The following is a 19,644-nucleotide window of genomic DNA, read 5'->3' as shown; positions in this document are numbered from 1 at the left end:
GGCGGCTCGGAAGTGGGCGGCTCCGAGGTGGGCGGCTCGGAGGTGGGCGGGGGCGTCGAGCCACCGGGGCCGGTGAGCGACACGTCGTCCGCGTAGTAGGCGGGCGTCCCGTACCAGCCGTGCAGGTAGACCGTGATCGACGTGGTGTTGGCGCCGGTGGTGAAGTCGACGCTCAGCTCCTTGTACGAGGCGGAGCTGGGGGTCCAGGTCGACGGCTCGCTGGTGGCTCCGGTGCCGCTGGCGCCGAGGTACACGTAGCTGCCCTGGACGAAGGCGCTCAGCGTGTACTTCGAGTTGGGCTGCACGCTGACCGTCTGGGTGCACTGGGCGTTGCCCAGGCCGGACGGCGTGGCCTTCAGCGCGGACGAGCCGGAGTGCGCGGGGCTGCTGGTGACCACACCCGAACCGTTGGCACAGTTCCAGCCGGAAAGTCCGCTCTCGAAGCCGGAGTTGGTCACCAGGTTGGTGGTGGCGGCACCGGCCGAACCGGTGCCGACCAGGGTGACGCAGGCGCCGATGACGGTGGCGGCGCTCACCCCGGCGAGCGTACGGGTCATGACGGTCGAGCTGCGGGGGGTGCGGGCGGCGGTCGAATGCCCGGCTTCCGCCTCGGGGAGAGTACGAATCCTCCGACGGAACATGCTGTGCTCCATTCTCGCCACGTGCCGTGGGCGTGAGCGTGCGTGAGGGGGGCGTGGACGCACGAACTGGGGATATGCAGTGCGGCGATCGACGGGATCGTAGAAGCGGGGGACGGGCCCGTCAATAGGTCTGGACCAAAGACGGACGACAATCCGGCCTGCCACTTGCCGGAACTTGACAGACGGGTCACCGCCCGCCGAATCGCTTGAACGCAAGCCCGGTCGAGTGTGAGGGTGCGGCCTGTCCGGCAGCACGTCATGCCGGTCGGGCGGGTGGGGACCTGACAACTCCACCCGCCCCTATGGCAGTTGGGTTTGTCATACTCATGACAAACCTTGTGATGGTTTCCATCACCTCTCACAAGGAGCCCTGATGTTGAAGAAGTTGGCGGTGGCCGGAGCATCCCTGGCCATGACCCTCGGGGTGGTGTCGCCGATACCCTTCGCCGCGGCCGCCCCGGCGTCCTCACCTCCGGTGAGCAAGCCCAGACCCTCGCCCGTCGAGGCGGCGGTGGCCGCCGCGGACCGCGCCACGGGCAGCGGCGTGGACGCGCTGGCGAAGGGCCCGGCCGACCGCTACGACCGGAGCCAGGTCATCCCCTGGACCGACAACCTGTTCGCGGTCGCGTACGAACGCACCTACAACGGCCTGCCCGTGGTGGGCGGCGACGCCGTGGTGCTCGCCGACGGCGAGGGCACGGTCCGCTCGGTGCAGTCCGCGACCACGGCCAGGATCTCCGTACCGACCACGGCGAAGGTCACCGCGAAGCAGGCCGCGTCGACCAGCCGCTCCCGGCTGGCGAAGATCAAGAAGGCCGACGCCCCCCGCCTGGTGGTCCGGATCGAGAACGACCACCCGGTCCTCGTCTGGGAGACCGTGCTGACGGGCCGGACGAAGAAGAACGTGCCCAGCAAGCTGCACGTCTTCGTCGACGCGCAGACCGGCAAGGTCGTCGACACCTACGACGACGTCCGGGCCGGCACCGGCAACAGCGAGTGGAACGGCCCGAACCCGCTCACCATCGACACCTCCCGCTCGGGCAGCCAGTACGTCCTGCGCGACACCACGCGCCCCGGACTCCAGTGCTCGGACTACAACGGCGGTGTGTTCACCAAGTCCACCGACAGCTGGGGCACCGGCAACGCGACCAGCCGCGAGACCGGCTGTGTCGACGTCATGTACGCGGCGCAGAAGCAGTCGGACATGCTCAAGGAGTGGCTCGGCCGCAACGGGCACAACGGCAACGGCGGCAGCTGGCCGACCCGCGTCGGCCTCAACGACCTGAACGCCTACTGGGACGGCTCCACCGTCACCATCGGCCACAACAGCGCCGGCAAGTGGATCGCCGGCATGGACGTCGTCGCCCACGAGTACGGGCACGGGCTCGACTCGTTCACGCCGGGCGGCGCCAACCACGAGAGCGGCCTGGGCGAGGCCACCGGCGACATCATGGGCGCCCTCACCGAGGCGTACGCCAACCAGCCCTCCGGTTACGACACCCCCGACTACACCGTCGGCGAGATGATCAACCTGCAGGGCCGCGGACCCATCCGCAACATGTACAACCCCGGCGCGCTCGGCCACCCCGCCTGCTACTCCGCCTCCATCCCGAACACCGAGGAGCACGCGGCGGCGGGCCCGCTCAACCACTGGTTCTACCTGCTCGCCGAGGGCTCCAACCCCGGCGGCGGCAAGCCGTCCAGCTCCACCTGCGACGGCTCCAGCATCACCGGTGTCGGCATCCAGAACGCCGGCAAGATCTTCTACGGCGGCATGCTGCTCAAGACCAGCGGCATGACGTACAAGCGCTACCGGACCGCCACCCTGACCGCCGCGAAGAACATGGACGCGAGCTGCGCCCTGTTCGACCGGACCAAGGCCGCGTGGAACGCGATCAGCGTGGGCGCCCAGTCGGGTGACCCGTCCTGTACCGCGACCCAGACCGACTTCTCGCTGGCGCTGAGCCCCGCCTCGGGCAGCGTGGAGCCGGGCTCGTCGGCCCGCACCACGGTGACCACCGACACGGTGTCGGGCAGCGCCCAGCAGATCGCGCTGACCGCCTCCGGCGCGCCGTCCGGGGTGAACGTCTCGTTCAGCCCGTCCACGGTCACCTCGGGCAGCAGTTCCACCATGACCGTCACCACCTCGTCCGGCACGACCGCCGGCTCGTACACGATCACGGTCACGGGCCGCAGCGGTGACAAGACGCACACCGCGCAGTACGTGCTGCGGGTCGGTGGCGGCGGCACCCCGACGACCCCGCCGGACATCGACGTGGCGAAGGTGCAGGGTCACCTCTCCCAGCTGTACACCATCGCCCAGCAGAACGGCGGCAACCGCCGGGCCACCACCAACGGCTACCGGGCCTCGCTGGCCTACGTCAAGGGCAAGCTCGAGGCGGCCGGCTACACGGTCACCGAGCAGACCTGCACCTCCGGTTGCTCGGCCGGCGCGGGTAACAACCTGATCGCCGAGTGGCCGAAGGGCGACGCCAACAACGTCTACATGTTCGGTGCCCACCTGGACGGCGTGTCCGCGGGCCCCGGCATCAACGACAACGGCTCCGGCTCGGCCGCACTCCTCGAAACCGCCCTCAGCCTGGCGCAGAACGACCCGTCCATGAAGAACCGGGTCCGCTTCGCCTGGTGGACGGACGAGGAGCAGGGCATGAACGGCTCCGACTTCTACGCCCGGACGCTGTCCGGCACGGAGCGCGCGAAGATCAAGGCGTACTACAACTTCGACATGATCGCGTCGACCAACGCCGGCTACTTCGTCAACAACCTGAACTCGACCGCCGCTGCGCCGATGAAGGCGTACTGGGACTCGCTGGGTCTCGCCCCGCAGGAGAACGTCGAGGGCCAGGGCCGCTCGGACGACTACTCGTTCCAGATGGTCGGCATCCCGACCTCCGGCTACGCCACCGGCGCCTCGGCGACGAAGTCGGTCGCGGAGGCCAGCAAGTGGGGCGGTACGGCCGGTCGTTCGTACGACCCCTGCTACCACTCCTCGTGCGACACCACGAGCAACATCAACGCCACGGCGCTGAACCGCGCCGCGGACGGCATCGCCTACACGATCTGGAAGACCGCGGTCGGGGACACGCCCACCCCGAACAACGACTTCTCGATCAACGCCAACCCGTCGGCCGGCACGGTGAGCCCCGGCTCGTCCGCCACGGTCTCGGTCGCCACGGCCACCACGAGTGGTTCCGCGCAGACCGTGAACCTCTCGGCGTCGGGCCTGCCCACCGGTGTGACCGTCAGCTTCAGCCCGTCGTCGGTCACCTCCGGCCAGACGTCGACCGCGACCGTCAACGTGGCGGACGGCACGGCCGGCGGCCGCTACACGCTGACCCTGACCGGCACCGGTGAAGTCACCCACACCACCACGTACACCCTGACGGTGCCCGGTGACACCGGCGAGACCACCTGGCAGCTCGGAGCGACCTACGCCGCGGGGGACATCGTCTCCTACAACGGCGTCCGCTACCGCTGCCTCCAGGGGCACACCGCCTACCCCGGCTGGGACCCGCCGAACGTCCCGGCCCTGTGGCAGCGCCTGTAACCGCCACTGAGTAACGACGAGCCCGGCCGGCCTCCCCCAGGGAAGCCGGCCGGGCTCCGGCATTCGGCCGCCGCGATCCGCGACCTCACGGCCGCGGGCTCATTCGGCCCCGCCCTCCCGTCGCCATTCGGCGACCATGCCCCGCAGCCGGCCCATGCCCTCCCAGTACCCCGCGACGGCCTGCCGCCCGTGCGGCGTCAGTTCGACCCAGGTGCGCGGGCGCTTGCCGGAGAACCCCTTGGTGACGCGTACGATCTCCGCCTTCTCCAGCACGGTCAGATGCGCGCTGAGGTTGCCCCGCGACAGTCCGGTGATCCGGTGCAGGAAGAGGAAGTCGGCGCTGTCACAGGCCGCCAGCGCCGAGACGATGGCGAGCCGGCCGGGTTCGTGAATGAGCCGGTCCAGGCCGGCGAGCTCCTCGAAGGGCGTACCCACCGCCGCTCACTCCTCCGTGGCGAGGCTGCGCCGGACGATCAGCCTGCCCCACAGCGCCACCGCCGCGCCCGCCAGGCAGATCAGTGCCAGCAGGTATTCGAGCACCGACAGGGGATGCCGGCCGGAGTCGAGCATCGAGCCCAGCGGAAGCAGTCCGGCCACCAGGCCGAGGCCGCCGACCAGTCCGACGGGCAGCGCGAGGGGGCCCAGCCGGACCGCGCAGCCCAGCAGCACCACGGAAACCGCCAGCCCCTCGGGGCTGACCGGGGTGTCGAGGTCCAGCGCGTGGAGCCCGCCCACGAGCACGGTGCCCAGCACGGTGAGGAGGATCATCCGCTGCCCCACGCGGCGCTTGGGGCGCACCTCGCCGTAGGCGTCGGTGAACCTGCGGTTGGCCTGTACCGCCAGCAGGGTGGCGATCAGTCCGGCGGCCACCATGCCTCCGTACCAGACGGGCGTGTCGAGCCCCGGCGCGGCCGGGGTGCCCGCGAACAGCACGAAGGCGAACAGCAGCAGAGCCGGCACGACCACCGTGCCCTGCAGTACCTCGTAATGGGCGCTGATGAAGCGAACGCGGTCCAGACCCGCCGCTCCCCGTGTGCCGCTGTTCCCGGCCATGCCCCACTCCTCTCGTCGGAGTCCTCGTCGTGATCCTTGATGCCAAGGCTACCCAACAAGTCTGTGAGACAAACAGATCTGAACTGCAGACCTATTGGCGATCCAGAGCCGGGGTCACGGAATAAATCGACTTAAACCCGCATAAACAGGAGGAACGTGTCTACCGATCAGCCCTCGGCGGACGCGACCGCCGAGCAACCCCAACAGCCCGACAAGGCCACCCGCTGGCGGGCTTCCACGCTCGATCTCCTCGGCCCCTACGCGGTACGCGTCGCCACCTCCGTGGGGCTGGCCGACCTCATCGCCGCCGGCCACACGTCCGCCGACGACCTGGCGCGCGAGGCGGGCACGGCCCCGGGGGCGACCGCACGGCTGCTGCGCTACCTGGCCGCCCGGGGCGTGTTCCGGGAGCGCACCCCCAGGGCACTTCGCCCCCCGCCGAGCTGCTGCGCAGCGACAACCCCTGGGGCCTGCACGAGCACCTGGACGCCACGGGAACCTCGGGGCGCATGGAGCGGGCGTACCCGCACCTGATCGAGGCCGTGCGCAGCGGCTCCCCCGTTTACCGAGGCACCGGCGGCGACGCGCCGGACTTCTACGCCGATGTCGATGGGGACTCGGAGCGGGCCGCCGCCTTCGCGGAGGCGATGGCGCCGCCAGACCGCCAGCACCGCGGCCGCCCTCGCCGAGGCGTACGACTTCGGCGCGTTCGCCACGGTGGTGGACGTGGCGGCGGCAACGGCACCCTCCTGCGTACGCTGCTGTCCCGCCCCACAGGCCTCAAAAGCACGGTCCTCGACCTGCCCGGCACCGCAGACGTGGCCCGCGGGCGGCCGGCCGAGGCCGGTCTCGGCGGCCGCGGCACGGCCGTGGGCGGCAGCTATTTCGACCCGCTGCCGCCGGGTGACGTGTACATACTCTCCAGCATCTGCTGGACCTGGAGAGCGAGGACGCCCTGCGGGTCCTGCGCAACCGCGCGTCCGCGGGCACACCGGACACACCTGGGTGGTCTGCGTGGAATGGCTCGCGGGCGGCGAGGGCCCGCCCTACGCCTGCACGCACGTCAACCTGTACGAACTCGTCCTCACCGGAGGACGGCTGCGGGACAGGAAGGAGCTGGATGGGCTCGCCGAAGAGGCCGGCCTCTCGACTGTGCCGGCTGACGCTGATCGCGGAGCCGGACGTCAGCTACGCGCGCCAGGCGCCCTCGTTCGTGGTCAGCGGCATCGGCATGGCGATGTTCTTCGCCCCGATCGCGGCGATGGCCATGGGCTCGGTCTCGCAGGACGACCAGGGTGCCGCATCCGGCGCCAACAACGCGCTCCGCGAGGTCGGCGGCATCCTCGGCGTCGCCCTGCTCTCCGCGGTGTTCTCGCGGAACGGGGGCTACGGCTCGCCCGACGCGTTCACTGAGGGCATGAACCCGGCCCTGTGGACGGCCGTGGTGTTGGGGATACTGGCCATCGCCGCCGTGCACCTCTCCCCCAGGGGCACCCGCCTCCGGTCGGTCCCCGCCCCGGCCGCCGCAGAGAAGACCCCCACCCCGACCACCTGACCCACACCCGCCGAAGGAGCGCTGCCCCCGACAACCGACCGGGGGCAGCGCTCCTTCGTTCCGGCCTCCCCTCGCAGGGGCAGTCAGCACTTCCGCCATGGGCTCCGTCGGGCGATCCCGCCTGGACCAATGCTCGTAACTCGCGCCGAGGGGCGCTGTCCTCAGCCACCACCGAACCGGTTATGGAAGGTGAGCAAGTCGGCCAAGAGCCGTGTCGACATCCATCTCGCCCAGCCTTCGCATAACTGCTCCGGCCTGCCCCATCGCCTCGGCCGACTCGGAGTTCCGTCCAGCGGCGCGGAGCGCCTTCGCAAGCCAGACCAGTGTCCGGGCTTCCCTGCTCCCGTAGGCCAGTGAACGGTACAGAACGCGGGCGCGCACCAACTCTACGACAGCGGACTCGGGATTCGCCCGTGCCATGTCGATGCGGCCCAGGCTGAAGTGCGCATGCGCCTGGGCATTGATGTCCGCCGTGCCCGCCAGCACGGAAAGGGCATGCAGGAAGTGTCCCCGTGCTTCTTCATAGTTCCCCAAGTCGTAATGCGCACTGCCAATGCCGTTCAGCACGGCTCCTCGGCCAAGGATGTCGTCGAGTTCCTCGAAGGCCGCCAGGGCAGCGCCGAAGTGTTCCAGCGCCTCTCCGGGTACGCCACTCTCTTGCAGGAGGACCCCGAGGGTGTGACGCCCCAGGGCTGCGCCCAGTACGTCTCCGTCGTCGTCACTGATCCGAACCGCTCGGTTCAGCTCTCGCACGGCGGCCTCGGCATTTCCCACCGCCCGATGGGTGCCCGCGAGCATACGGTGCACCATGGCCACATCGGCCGGGCCCGACTCACGTATTGCGGCGGGGAGGGCGCGGGTGAGGCCGCAAAGCGCATCCAAATGCCGATCGGACCGCCATTGGAAGGTCACCAATGTCATCGGCAACAACCAAGTGTAGTAGTTGAGTTCGTATCGCTGAGCCAGTGCGACGGCGTTGGTCAGGGTCGAGTACTCCGCTTCGAACCACTCCATCGCCTCCGTGGTACCAGCCGGCGTCATCAAGCTCAGGGCGCCGGGCCGATCAATCGGCAACCGGCGGCCAGGCTCCAACCGGCGATCGCAGGCCCAGGCTTGGTGCAGCAGGAAATGCAGCACTCGCTTCACGACACGCAGCCGCTCACCTTCGGTCCACTCGCGGGATAGCGACTCGGCATAGACCCGGATCAGATCGTGCATCGCGTATCGCTCGAAGGAGGGCTCGGTGACCAGGCTCATCCGCACGAGCTCGTCCGTCGCTCCACCGATGTGGGCCGCGTCCTCGGGAGCGATCGCTCGCAGCGCAGGCCAGCTGATCGTCGGCCCGGGATGGATCGCCAGCCGTCGAAGCAATCTCGACGCCGATGCAGAAAGCTGCCGGTGGGAGGCGTCGAGCGACAGGCGCACGCTCGAGTCGGCGGAACCCAGATCGAGCGAGCGCAACCGGGTGCTCTCCTCTCGCAGCTCACGCACCACATCCGGAAGCGCTTGTGCAGGACGCCGGGCAATTCTCGCGGCCATGATCCCGAGTGCCAGCGGGAGGCCGGAACAGTGCTCGACGATGTCGGCCACGAAGGGATCGGCCGTGCGCATGTGCTGGTCGCCCAGTCGCACTCGAATAAGTTCGGTAGCGTCCTCCCGCCCGAGCGGTTCGAGAGCGATGAGTTCGGCTTGCTCCCTGATCCCGAGCCCGTCCAGGTAGCAGCGGCCGACGACGATCGCCGCACTGGGCCCCGGCGGAGGGAGCAGCTGACGAACCTGTTTGTCGTTCCGCGCATTATCCAGGATCAGCAGGACCGCGCGGTCCGCGAGGGCGGTGCGGTACGCGGAGACCATGCCGTCGAGCGTCGGCGTCGCGGGACGCACTCCGAGGTCGTTCAGAAGCCGGGCGATGACGTGCTCGTGCCGGAGCAGCCCATCGGGGGCGACCCCTGCGAGATCAACGCGAAGGATTCCGTCCGCGAAGTACTGATCGAGCGCCACCGCCACCTCGCCCGCGAGAGCGGATTTTCCGACTCCGGGCATTCCCGAGAGGGCGGCCAGTCGGGACCGCCCCGGAACCCGCCCCAGCAGCACTTTCGTCAGCAGCTCGCGTTCTCCTCGACGCCCTACCAGTTGCGCCGGGCCAAGGGGAATCTGGCGGGGTCTCGGAACGACCATCGGCCGAAGTGAGGTGGCGCCCTCCCGACCGGGCTCTCCCGAGGTGTCCGCAAGCAGCAGATGAACCGTGGAGCGGCCGACTCCCTGTTCCCACTCCTCCAGGATCTGAGGGATCTCGTCCTGTCTGCCAAGCGTGCGCAAGGCACGTACTTTGAGTTCGAGCAACGCCTCGCTGGTCGGCCATCTGGCCAATGCAGAGTCGACCCGGTCGAGTGCGGCACTTGGATGAGAGCACTCAAGCTCCGCCTGGACACAGGAAGCCGTAGCCTCCCGCAGCTCCGCCACCAGTTCTTCGCGTTTCCGATCGAAAGCGGCACCTTCCAGTGTTTCGAAAGGTTCCCCACGCCATTCACCCAGCGCATCGCGGAGCATCTTGAGTCGCAACGAGGAGTCTCGCGCAGAATCTGCTGAAACCAGCAGTTTTCGGAAGCGCAGGTGGTCGATCTCCTGAGATTCGACACAGATCCGACAGAATCCTCTTTCGTTGCTCTCGGAGCAAATCTCCGGGAGGGAAAGTCGAAGCTGGTGAAAGACCTGACGAATTCGATTTTGATTCAAAGACTCCCCCGGCCACAGGTACCGCATGATCTCGACATGGGATGCCCGGCGATCGGCCGAGACGAGCAGGACAGCCAATAGTTCGGTCGCCTTTCGTGATCTCATGCGAACTTCCCTGTCCTCTCTGAGGACAGCCAGAGGACCCAGTAACCGGAACTCCATGGGGTGTCTCCCTCCCTTCGCGCGGCTTCTGTGAACACCTGCAACAAAAGCATGTCACACCCCCCGGTCGACGCATTAACGCTCGGCTAACGCCAAGCACTTGGCCTGGGCAGAGCGATCTGCCAGTCTTTCACCACGCCACTCCGCCATCCCGGTGGAACGAAGACCCAGCGGGTCACCCGTTCGAATGCGTTGAACGATGCTCGATGCACGAGAGATCAGCTCGGTGACTGAACAGGCAAAACTCAGAAGGGAAAGATAATGAATCGAAATCACATCGAATGCCATGTCGGCCGGCCCGTGCCGAAGCGCTGTGCCAGGGGAACGGTTTCCCCCCGACGCCGCGGTGCCCGTCCGATGCGCAGGAAGACCTCGACCACATGGCACGGCCGGGTCTGGAAGCCCGTTCGCCCGGCGGCAGAGATCGCCCGCGAAGCGGCACTGTTCTCCGAACTCGAGTAGGCCCAGACCTATTGGAGAGAGGCGGGCCGGGAGAAGTTCCCGGCCCGCCTCCGGGCGGCACACGGAAGCAGAACGACGCTCAGACCGGCGATCTGTACTCCCTGGTTCAGCGGGAAGCCGACCACCCCGGTGTTTCGGCCTCGGCCTCCAGGACCGGTGCGCCGAGTTCATCCGGCTCCGGTTCATCGGGAGAACTCTCATTGCCCTGGTCGGAACGTGTCGACGCGCCTTCCCCGTCCACTGTTTCCGCCTCCTCGTCCTCTGCCGCGACAGTGGGAAGGACGTATGCCTGGGCAAGTCCGGCAAGGTGCAGGGGAAGCGGCAGCGACAGCGCTACCGGATAGTCGGGAGCCATGCGCAGCTGATGCATCGCAAGGGCAATGGCGTTAGGTTCGTCAGGCGTACGAAGCGGCAGTGGCCCGGCGTCCGGATCCGCATGACATCCGAGCACGGCAATCTCGGTCAACGTGGGGTTCCAAGCGCCCGTACCGGCCTGGGAGGTGAGGTTGCCGGCGGCGTTGACCCTGGCGGCAAGCCTGTCGAGCGCCGGTGAGACCGCAAAGGTTCCGGGACGCTCCGTACTGCTGTAGAATACCCGCTCCCCGACGGGACGGTCTTCACCCCCACCAGAAGGTGTCGACCAGAACCCCGCCGGCTGGCCGTGGGCCTTGCCCGGCTCGGCCAGGCCCCACCACTGGGCCGTTTCCCGACCGGCACGTCCCCGAATCCGGACTAGGCGCAGTTCATCGTCGATTCCTCCCCGCGGCGCATGACCGATCTTGACCGTGTCGGGTTCGACCTGCCTGTCCTGCAGCCAGGGCCAATGCGACCTGCTGTTCTGCGCATGGGTGAGGAGCACGGTCGGTTGGCTGCGCAGCGAGTGCAACATTCGCTGAAGGAAGCGTGCGGTCTCCTTGCGCTGTTCGGACAGGTTGCTTCGCCGCATCTTCGCCGTGATGCGCGGGGCGTTCTGCGCCGTGCCACCGGAACCGGGATCGTCGAGGGCGGAGGAATTGACCTCGGCCTTCTTCACCAGTCCGAGCAGAAAATGAGGGTAGGGAATCCAAGTGCGGGTGTCGTCGTCCCACCCGCGGACGACGCAGAGCCCTTCGCCTTCGAGGAGCGGGGTGACGAGCACGGCGACCGGCAGGTGTCTCGGCAGCCGGGTAGGACCGTCCTTGCGCCGTTTGACCATCCAGAGAGCTGCGTATTGCAGGCCCGCCGGCAGAGAATCACCCAGCGTGTGCTCAGGCAGGACCCGAACGCCGAGCTGCCGAAAGCCATCCAGCCAGGCTTGGCGGGCCCGGTGTTCGACGGTGTCGGCGTTCGCGATCCGGCGTTCGCCGGACGGCGTGACGACGAACTGCGTCAGCACGCCCGCGTCGGCACATCCCAGGCGACTGGCGAACTTGGGGTCCGTGCCTGCCTCACGGAATGTCGTACGGTGAGCGATCTCGACCAGGGCGAGGCTGGGGCGACTCCGGTCGGCGCCATCCGCGCGCAGCCATGTGTCCAGTTCCCGGCGGCGAACGGCCAGGGCACGAGCCGTTCTCTCTCCCTTGCGGGTGATGGACGGGTCGAGCACAAGCCGGTCTCCCAAGCCGCGGATGAGCGGCAGGCACCGCAATCGCACCACGAGTTCAGGACTTCGCCACTCGAGCACTGCCGGCCGCCCCGGCCGGGCATCGTCGAAGTCCTGATCCGACAGGGCGTCTGCTCCGCCGTCGCCGTCGAGGCCCAGCGTCTTAGCAAATTCCCGGATCGCGTGGCGGCGCAATTCCGAGGTCCGCCACAGCAGCCGAGCCGTTACGTACGCCCGTTCGACATCCGGTTCGGTGGTGAGCTCAGTACGCTCCGCGAGAACCGCGAGCGCGCGACGCCGGGCCAGTGCGACGCGCACTTCCTCGGCCTTCTTTGCCGGCTCGCCGACCGGCTTGGGACGTCGGTTGGCAGGCGCACCGATGCCCCTTCCCCGGCCGCGCACCAGGTCGGGCAGACGGACCACGCCCGGAGGCAGCGCTGCTTCCGCCCAAGCGGTGAGCTGAGACCTCTGGTGGGGCATAAGGCCTGGACCGACTTCGTGCACGCCCATGTGGTTGCTGTGGACGACGGCGGCCCGCACTCCGGGGCCGTCACCGATCCAGTCAGCAGGGTCGGCCAGCAGCCGGTCCGGAACCGGGAACCGCCCGACGACGCTGAGCTGGTGCAGAATGCCGGCCGGATCGTTTTCGGCCCACGTGAAGCCGTCGGACGCACGGTCACGCCGCAGCCGGGCCAGAGCGCCTCGTTCGGTCGCCGGCACTCCGGGCAGCCAGGGGATCTTCGGCCGCAGATGGACCGTGGTCGACCGGCCGTACGGTAGCGGCAACCGTCCGGAGGCGGACCGGGGGTGGGTGGCCCAGCGGCGTACACCCCAGTGCAGGTGCAGCCTCGGCCGCGGTTCGAAAGGAACGGTGTGCAGCGAGATGTTGAGGGTAATGGAGAACCACCACTCCTTGCGCTTGATGGTACGGCACAAGGGTTGTGACATCAGCTCCGCCCCTTGGTCCCGGGACCCGCGGGGCAATGCCTGGAAGCGCAGTTCACCTCCCTCGAAGGGGTAGGGGCCCAGGGCCCGGATACGTCGGGCGAGTGCGTCGGTGGCGAGTTGGAACTGCCGGGGCTCCGGCGCGGCCGCCCCTCCGTCGGACGGAGGGGCGCCGAGGAGGTCCACTTTCGGCGCGCTCTCCCAGCCCAACGGGGTACCCGTCAGCTCGTCGCTGCACCGCAGGACAAGGGCACGCAGCTCCGGGTCCTGCTCGCCCCTCCGGGGAACGAGCGTGCGGAGCCAGGCATTGAATACCTGACCACCGGCCCGGCCGGGGAGGGGATCGGGTGCGTCCGCTGGCACGTACAGCCAGAAGTCCTCGGACGGTACGGTTCCCCCGTCGACGGGAAGCCGGGCTCGCGGTCGCACGATCACCTCCGGAGCGAGTGTCTGCAGTGCCGTGTCCAGGTTTCTCGTCGGCAGACTGCGGTGCCGCTCGCCCTCGGGGCGGCCGTGGTTGTGGAGTGCCAGGAGCGTGCTCTGCCAGTGTTCCGGGAACCGCAGGACTCGGTAGTCCTCGGTCCACGGGGCAGTCGGGTCTGCGAGGTGGTAGGCGGAACGCCGGATCTCTCGGTACACGTAGGGGCTCCATCGTGGGACTGTGGACGAGGGCGTGATCATGCGCGCGGGCTATCGCGCGGACCGTCGGCCTCCGGACGGCAAGTTCTCGATCCCGCACAGAGCGTCGTACAGCGGTCGGTAGAGCAACCTGACCAGCGATGCGTCGGCGGGATCGGCGCAGGCAACGGGGCCGGGGGCGAAGTACGGAGCCAGTACGTCACGCAGGCGTACCAGCAGGCCGGGATCTCGGAGCCAGCGCGGAGGGCGGTCCTCCTCCGCACGACCGCCCGCAGCGAGACGGGGTGCGAACGCGGCATCGACGAAGACGACCCTCGCTGGTACTCCGCCACGGACCAGGCGACCGATCACCTGCCAGAGGGTGACCAGCTGATCCCACGCGAACGATTCCTGCTCGGCGTCGGAGAGCCTGGAGTACACGTAGGAGCGGGACAGCAGCCGACGCCATACACCGCGTGCGGCCGTGCGGAACGCGCTGCCCGCTCCGTCCAGGTCTGCCATCTCACCCACCAGTTCAGCGAAGGTTCCCTCGGACAGTCCGGGGTGGTTGCGGATGAACCGCGTGACCCAGTCGTTGACGGCGAAGACCGAGAGGAACAGATCGTCCGGGCGAGGATGAGGACGGACGAGGAAGAGCACGGTGCCGAACGCGGCCACCCGCCCTTCTCCAGGCTTCCGGGGAACAGTGAGGATGTTGTGTCCGCGCTCCACGGCCAGCAGGGGCGCTACCAGGATCTGCGCACGAGTATCCTCCGCGAAGGCCGCCAGATCGCCGCGGCGCACTGCGGACACCGTGGCGGAGCCCTCCAGCTCCGCCTCCGCCGCAAGGGACGCCTCAAGCAGCGCGTCGTCTGCGGCAAGCACCCGAACACGGTCCCGCCAAGCGGACATCTCGGACAGCGCCGCAGCCACCACCGCAGCCTCCCGATAGCTCCCCACGAGCAGGAGGGCACGTCGGCGGCGCTGGTCCGGAATCTGGGCCAGCTCGCGGTGCAGAGGGCTGGGGGTATGGTCCCGATGAGATCGCGCCAGTTTCTCCACGAGCAGCCGCAGAACGTCGTCACGGTTCTCCGGGGACTGTCCCGAGATGCGGATGGGCTGACCAGCGTCGTCATACATGAACTCGGTGCGGAACACCGTCTCGCCGATCGAGGAAAGTGCTTCCGGCTGCGGTTTGAGCACGGCACGGACAGGCGCGACCACGTGGGCGCGTGTGGATGTCCCCGCCCAGCTCGTCCCCGACATGAGCAGGACGGTCGGGCCGCTCGTACCCCGGGCTGGGTCGGCTCCCAGCTGAGGAAGGGCGAGAAGGAGTTCACGGCCCACCCCTGCGCACCGGAAGAAGCGAAGAGTGCCCGTGCGTCGCCCTTCGTGGCTGTCACGCTCGTCGAGCAGAAACTGAAAGCCCAGGACGTTCCCCATGGGGGACGCCGGCAGCAGGGGAGCATAGTCCAAGGGCGGCCGTCTGGTCAGCTCATGTTCGCCGTGGTCAAGTCGCAGGGCTGCCTCGACCTGGGGCCAGAGAAAGGTCACGCGGTCGAGCCGCTGGTGGAGAGCCGCAAGAATGAGGGTGAACTCCAGTCGCTCTGCGTTGAGTTCAAGCCACTCCTCACTGAAGGCGTCTTCCTTCCAGGGCGTCTCACCAGGTAGCGGAGGGCGTTCACAGGGCTTCGGTGCGCCTGCGAGCAGCACATTGAGCAGGGCGCGTACCCGGCCACGTGTCCGCTTCTCCTGAAGCGTGTGCAGGACGTCGTGAGCCGTCCTCGCGAGGTCGTCGGCGAGGGTGCCGTGTGGCCCGCGATCTCCAAGGGGATCATCGCGAAAGACGTCGAATGCCCTCGTGAGCCGATCCCGCTCGGCGGCCCAGGGGGTGTTCAGTGGGGCCGGGGCGACGCCAGGCGGAACATGCAGTGCTTCCTCGTCGTCGTAGAACTCGGCCTCGTCCGTCGTGTCGTCGCCCTCGGTGGTCTGGGATGCGGGTGGATACCAGGCGTTGAGCAGGCGTTCCTGAAGGGTCCAGGGACTGAAGTAGTCGATCTGCGCCCACTTCCGCAGCGTCGGGGTGCTGATGAGCATGGCGTAGAGCCGATCGGTGGCTGACCCCACGACATCGAGAGCGGATGACCACCGTTCGACATCCTGATCGGAAAGCTGCAGTCGCCCCCGCCGGGAAAGCTCGGCGATTGCGTGAGTCTGAAGCCGGTCGAGCCACGATTCCGGGCCGGTAGTGACCAAGGTCGCCGTAGGAGCAAACACCTGGTCGAGTTGCATTTGAACACGGTCGGCTTCGTCCACGATGACGATGTCACTGCGCAGGCAGGCGAGTTCCAGGTAGCGCAGCCGCTCGGCATTGAGCTGGCGCGGTACAGCCGTGTGCACCAAGCTCGCGGGATTGGCGACCCAGATGAGCGCCTCCACGAGATCACGTGAGGAGGACTGACGGGGGCACGCGCTCCACAGCGGACAGGCATGGCGGTTTCCAGGATCGTCCGTCTCCTCGGTGCCAGCGGCCTCTGACGAGGTGGCGCTGCCGGGCCTGCCTGTCTCGGGCCTTGCACCGCGGGCGCGCTGGAGTTCCCGCGTGACGCGGGCAACGCGCGGCTCTGCGTCGCCGTGCTCATCGGACTCGACCGTCCCGCGGTCCACCGGGTACAGATCCCCGCACGGGGCGTCGGCGAAGCGGAGTGGTTCCACCGCCTCCAGTACGCGCAGGGCGTCCAGCGGACAGGCGGTGCTCAGGTGGGCGAAGGTCTGATCGGTGTGGTCGAGCAGCGAGCGCTCACCGCGCGAGGCAAGCCGGCGGTGGAGGCGCTGGGTGTGCTTGGGTCGGGTGGTACTGCCCTGAACCAGCGCGGCTCGCAGCTTCAGTCCCTGGAAGAGCTGAGTGAGACCAAGTTGCTCGGCGACATCGCCGACCACCAGCGTGGTGCGCAGGTTCCGCTGGTGGGCCCAGACCGCAAGGAGGATCATCAGGGTCGACTTACCGGCTCCGACCATGCCCACCAGGTGAGTCAGCCCGTCCAACGACAGGGTCTTCGCCGGCGCGAAGTCCGTCCCCTCTGCCGTACGAACGTCGAGTTCGAGGCGGGACAGTCGCTCACGCCACTGGCCGGGCGATCGTCCGAATTCTCGTTCCCTCGCGTCCATCCATGCTGCGATGTCGTCGAGTTCGGCGAGCGGAACCTCGATCGGGTCATGGCGAAGGGGACGATGGGCGACCAGGTCGTGTCCCGGCGCGGGGTCGAGCACGAACTCGGGAGGAATGGTGACAGAGGAGTACCGGCGCTGGTCCTTGAACCGGTGAGCTCCCTCGCCCGCATGCGGAAGTGGGTTCGTCGCAAAGTCCGGAATCCTGCCGAGGGCTCTGTCGTAGACATCGAAGCGGTGAGCAGCTGTCGGATGCAGGACTCGGCGGGCCGGTCCACCATCGACCGGGACACGGTAGCCGCGCAACTGCTCGGGGAGCTGGCGGTAGTTCTCAAGGCTCTGTTGCCATAGGCGGCGACGTCGCATGGGCCACAGAAGGTGGCGGGCCGCGGTCAGAGTGAGTTGGTCCTGGGGTGTGGTCGCCAAACCGGCAGTGGACGCGAACGGGTAGCCACCCAGAAGGACCCAGATCCCGGCCGCATCGCGTCCGGGCGCCAACGTCTCCAACAGCCGCAGGCCGAGTTCGACCTGGCAGAGCAGGGCAGGTTTGATGCTGCGGTGTTCCGCGGGCCAGGGCCTCATGTCCTTCACAAGCTGCTGATACCAGCCACTGCGGTCACGCATGTTCGCTTTCCTTCGCCCTTGAGGAATCCGCTGCGATGCGGGCTTCCGGCCCACGCTCGCCATCGAGGCGCCTCCGTGCGGCGTCGACCACCTGCTCGTCGCTGAGCAAGCGGAGCCCTGCCGCATGCGCGGGACGTTCGCGGGCAAAGGTTTCCAGGTAGTCTCCGCGTTCGCGGACACGAAAGTGCGGTACTGCCCAGCACGCCTCGTCGTACGGCGGCTCGGGCCGTACGAGGGCGGCGGAACGCCCCAGGAACCCCGGGTGGGTCCAGTCCTTCACGTCGATCGCCCAGACGTGGCTGTCGGGAAAAGTGACTCGCAGGTCGTACGCGTCAAATCCGGGCCACATCTCGACGGTGAGACCGAGGCGGCGCAGTTTCCTTTCCAGCTCGACCTCTGCGTGTCCGGGGCCGGTGACGAACTGCCGAAGCGGGCGACGGAGCTGTCGCAGCTCCCCCACCTCATCGACAGGGAGCCTGCGGCCGAAGGGCGGAGGACCCACGTGCCGGCAGCGGTCGCGTTCACACCACCAACCGCCGCCGACCAGAGGAGTGAGCAAAGTGAGGCAACGCGCGCAGGTGACGCCGCCCCCTTCTCCCCCGGCGCCCGCCGGCACGGGTGCGTAGATCTCGTCGATGAGGAACTGAACCGGATCGAGGTAGAGATCGGTGCTGATGTCGGGCCACTCCGCCTCGGTCAGCACGGGGCGGGTGACCAGCAGCCGCCGAAAAGCCGTGTACGACTGCGGCGAGTTCGCCGCGCGGCACGCGCTCATGGCCTCGCTGATCACCAGCTGGACGTACTGGCGCCCCGTGCTGTTCCCGACTCCCTTGACCTCCAGCTCACCGCAGAGCTGCGTCGGTTTCCCCGAGTCCGGGTCGATGAGCCGGTTGCCCCCGCTGAAGAGGTCGGCAGGAAGAGCGTCCAGGGGCCAACTCCGCAAGGGACGGGTCCGACACCAGTGGATCATCTCCGGTATCCCCGCAGGGGGCCGTGCTCCACCACGCAAGCAGGCAAGGACCAGGCCGTCAAGAGCGCGCTGGGCGTCCGGGGGATAGGGAAGTGTGAAGGAGTCCAGCCGGACGACCTCGTCCAGCCGCACGACGGCTGTGGCCACATCGCGGAGCAGAACCACATCAGGGTTCTCCAGCCAGTCCGGGACTGTCCCGGTGTAGCCGCTCACTCGGCCTTCACCGGCCCTCGCTCAGCATTGGACGCGGAGGCCGTCAGTCCGGAGACGTGTGCGGTGCCTTGCTCGCACCAGGTGCGCACTTGGCAGCTCCGGCAATGCCGGCCGGTACGGGGTTCGTAGGAGTTGTCGCGAAGGAGGGGTTCGGCGAGATCCGCGATCACCTCGCGGGCTTCGGCTACCGTCGCGGGACGGCTAGGGTCGATGGCCTCGAGGCCGCTCTCCCCCGGCCCTTCCCGCAAATGTTCCAGCTCGACACGACCGCGGCGAGGCCCTTCCCCCAGGGCTCGTCTGTCGAACAGCAGCACCGCGAGGGCCAGTTGAGGGAAGGCCCTCAGCAGCGATCGGCCTTCCCACAGGGGCGCGGCGGAGGTCTTGGTCTCCCGCCAGATCCACCGTCCCCGGCGCGTGTGAACCAGATCAGGCACGGCGAGGACGACGACGTCCAACTCGGGGATGTATGCGGTGACCCGATGCTGAGTCAGAACAGTCTCCTGCGGAGTCAGCCCGTCCAGCGGACAGAGCGCTCGGTGCTCGTCCAGCATGTGCAGGGCGCTGCGGGCCAGTGGCTCCTCGAGCGAGTGCCCGGGGGGGAGCATTCCTTCGTCCGCCTGGGGAAGCCCTCGGCAGCTTCGCAGGGGGGACTGTGCATGTCGCTCGTTCAGCACGGTGTCCACCACTCGCCCGCGCCGTGCCCCGGGGTTCTCCGGAGTGAGGTCGTTGAGACGCAACTGGCGCACGAGATGGTATTGGGCAGGGCAATCGCCGTATAGCCGCAGATCCCAGGCCGAGAGCGAGCGACGCATGGTACGGAGCGGCAGCGGGCGGCGAAGCGGCCCCCACAGCGCCGCAGTGCGCGGCAATTGGCCACAGTGTCCGATGGCCTTGCAGCCGACGCAGCTGGCGCCGGGGCGCACACCGGCGCCCGTGGCAGCCGCGATGAAAGCAGGTGCCGCATCGCGCCGGAACAGTTCGCGTACGGTGTCCGGCCCCCAGTCGAGCAGCTGGGTGAGACTGCCGTCGGCGCAACCGAAGTCGAAGACTCGTATGCGCTCCGGCGGGGTCGGGTTGGCCAGGGCGTGCGCAGGGGGAGGGGTGTGGCGTGCCCGTCTCCGGGCAGGCAGTCCCTGTGCCACAACATGGGCGATCGCGGCCTTCTCTGCGGCTGAGCGATCGGGCTTCGCGCGGCCGAAGGACGGAATCCACAGCTCCCTGACCGTGCCGTCGGCCGAGGAATACTGACGACCCCAGGTCATGTGCTCGTACTGCCGTACGCCCCGCCCGTCGGGCTCATCCCGTAGGGCAGTGCGGACGGTCCAGTCCAATGGTACGGGCGTGAGG

Annotated in this window: 11 protein-coding genes and 1 pseudogene; 4 read left to right on the top strand and 8 right to left on the bottom strand. The window is 68.4% G+C overall.

Translation table 11 applies throughout. The annotated features are described in order from the left end of the window. Window positions 1–125 precede the first annotated feature (125 nt). Window positions 126–557, bottom strand: a pseudogene (locus OG710_RS23695) (carbohydrate binding domain-containing protein); the annotation flags it as partial. A gap of 457 nt (window positions 558–1,014) precedes the next feature. Between OG710_RS23695 and OG710_RS23690 the strand changes: the two are divergent. Beyond that, window positions 1,015–4,209 carry a M20/M25/M40 family metallo-hydrolase gene (locus OG710_RS23690; protein WP_330241092.1) on the top strand — a complete coding sequence of 1,065 codons (3,195 nt, stop codon included), beginning with the start codon at window positions 1,015–1,017 and terminating at the stop codon, window positions 4,207–4,209. A 99-nt stretch (window positions 4,210–4,308) separates the two neighbouring features. Here OG710_RS23690 and OG710_RS23685 read toward each other — a convergent pair whose 3' ends face one another. Then, the gene (locus OG710_RS23685) at window positions 4,309–4,644 is read right to left on the bottom strand and encodes a winged helix-turn-helix domain-containing protein (RefSeq protein ID WP_330241091.1); all 336 of its coding nucleotides are present in this window, start codon (window positions 4,642–4,644) and stop codon (window positions 4,309–4,311) included. Window positions 4,645–4,650: 6 nt separating this feature from the next. Beyond that, complete coding sequence (locus OG710_RS23680; RefSeq protein ID WP_330241090.1) at window positions 4,651–5,262, bottom strand: hypothetical protein; 612 nt, start codon at window positions 5,260–5,262, stop codon at window positions 4,651–4,653. Window positions 5,263–5,418: 156 nt separating this feature from the next. Between OG710_RS23680 and OG710_RS23675 the strand changes: the two genes are divergently transcribed. Genes OG710_RS23675 through OG710_RS23670 form a run of 3 tightly spaced genes read left to right on the top strand, consistent with a single transcriptional unit; the run spans window position 5,419 to window position 6,817 of the window. Further along, entirely contained in the window at window positions 5,419–5,796 is a 378-nt protein-coding gene (locus OG710_RS23675) for a methyltransferase family protein (RefSeq protein WP_330241089.1), read from the top strand. Beyond that, a complete protein-coding gene (locus OG710_RS31345; RefSeq protein WP_443064288.1) occupies window positions 5,772–6,425 on the top strand; it encodes a methyltransferase in 654 nt (217 codons plus the stop codon). The genes OG710_RS23675 and OG710_RS31345 overlap by 25 nt, the downstream gene beginning before the upstream one ends. Then, on the top strand, window positions 6,383–6,817 hold the full coding sequence (locus tag OG710_RS23670; RefSeq protein WP_330241088.1) for a hypothetical protein: 435 nt from the start codon (window positions 6,383–6,385) through the stop codon (window positions 6,815–6,817). Before OG710_RS31345 ends, OG710_RS23670 begins: the two co-directional genes overlap by 43 nt. A 180-nt stretch (window positions 6,818–6,997) precedes the next feature. Here OG710_RS23670 and OG710_RS23665 read toward each other — a convergent pair whose 3' ends face one another. The 5 genes from OG710_RS23665 to OG710_RS23645 all read right to left on the bottom strand — a co-directional run bounded on the left by OG710_RS23665 (window position 6,998) and on the right by OG710_RS23645 (window position 19,559). Continuing rightward, window positions 6,998–9,658 (bottom strand): tetratricopeptide repeat protein, encoded by a 2,661-nt coding sequence (locus OG710_RS23665; RefSeq protein WP_330241087.1) that lies wholly within the window; start codon window positions 9,656–9,658, stop codon window positions 6,998–7,000. Window positions 9,659–10,283: 625 nt separating this feature from the next. Next, window positions 10,284–13,343 (bottom strand): pPIWI_RE module domain-containing protein, encoded by a 3,060-nt coding sequence (locus tag OG710_RS23660; protein ID WP_330241086.1) that lies wholly within the window; start codon window positions 13,341–13,343, stop codon window positions 10,284–10,286. A gap of 51 nt (window positions 13,344–13,394) precedes the next feature. Next, window positions 13,395–17,114 carry a hypothetical protein gene (locus tag OG710_RS23655; protein ID WP_330241085.1) on the bottom strand — a complete coding sequence of 1,240 codons (3,720 nt, stop codon included), beginning with the start codon at window positions 17,112–17,114 and terminating at the stop codon, window positions 13,395–13,397. After that, window positions 17,107–18,297, bottom strand: a complete 1,191-nt coding sequence (locus OG710_RS23650; RefSeq protein WP_330241084.1) for a restriction endonuclease-related protein — start codon at window positions 18,295–18,297, stop codon at window positions 17,107–17,109. Before OG710_RS23650 ends, OG710_RS23655 begins: the two co-directional genes overlap by 8 nt. Continuing rightward, window positions 18,294–19,559 carry a PD-(D/E)XK nuclease family protein gene (locus tag OG710_RS23645; RefSeq protein WP_330241083.1) on the bottom strand — a complete coding sequence of 422 codons (1,266 nt, stop codon included), beginning with the start codon at window positions 19,557–19,559 and terminating at the stop codon, window positions 18,294–18,296. Before OG710_RS23645 ends, OG710_RS23650 begins: the two co-directional genes overlap by 4 nt. Window positions 19,560–19,644: the final 85 nt, after the last annotated feature.

The sequence above is a fragment of the Streptomyces sp. NBC_00525 genome, assembly GCF_036346595.1.
Lineage (GTDB): Bacteria > Actinomycetota > Actinomycetes > Streptomycetales > Streptomycetaceae > Streptomyces.
This window is presented reverse-complemented; position numbering and strand designations above follow the sequence as displayed.

Coding starts and splice junctions, on each gene's coding strand:
- OG710_RS31345 (WP_443064288.1), top strand. CDS start 5,772: ATGGAGCGGGCGTACCCGCACCTGATCGAGGCCGTGCGCAGCGGCTCC.
- OG710_RS23665 (WP_330241087.1), bottom strand. CDS start 9,658: ATGAGATCACGAAAGGCGACCGAACTATTGGCTGTCCTGCTCGTCTCG.
- OG710_RS23690 (WP_330241092.1), top strand. CDS start 1,015: ATGTTGAAGAAGTTGGCGGTGGCCGGAGCATCCCTGGCCATGACCCTC.
- OG710_RS23680 (WP_330241090.1), bottom strand. CDS start 5,262: ATGGCCGGGAACAGCGGCACACGGGGAGCGGCGGGTCTGGACCGCGTT.
- OG710_RS23670 (WP_330241088.1), top strand. CDS start 6,383: ATGGGCTCGCCGAAGAGGCCGGCCTCTCGACTGTGCCGGCTGACGCTG.
- OG710_RS23645 (WP_330241083.1), bottom strand. CDS start 19,559: ATGACCTGGGGTCGTCAGTATTCCTCGGCCGACGGCACGGTCAGGGAG.
- OG710_RS23655 (WP_330241085.1), bottom strand. CDS start 17,114: ATGCGTGACCGCAGTGGCTGGTATCAGCAGCTTGTGAAGGACATGAGG.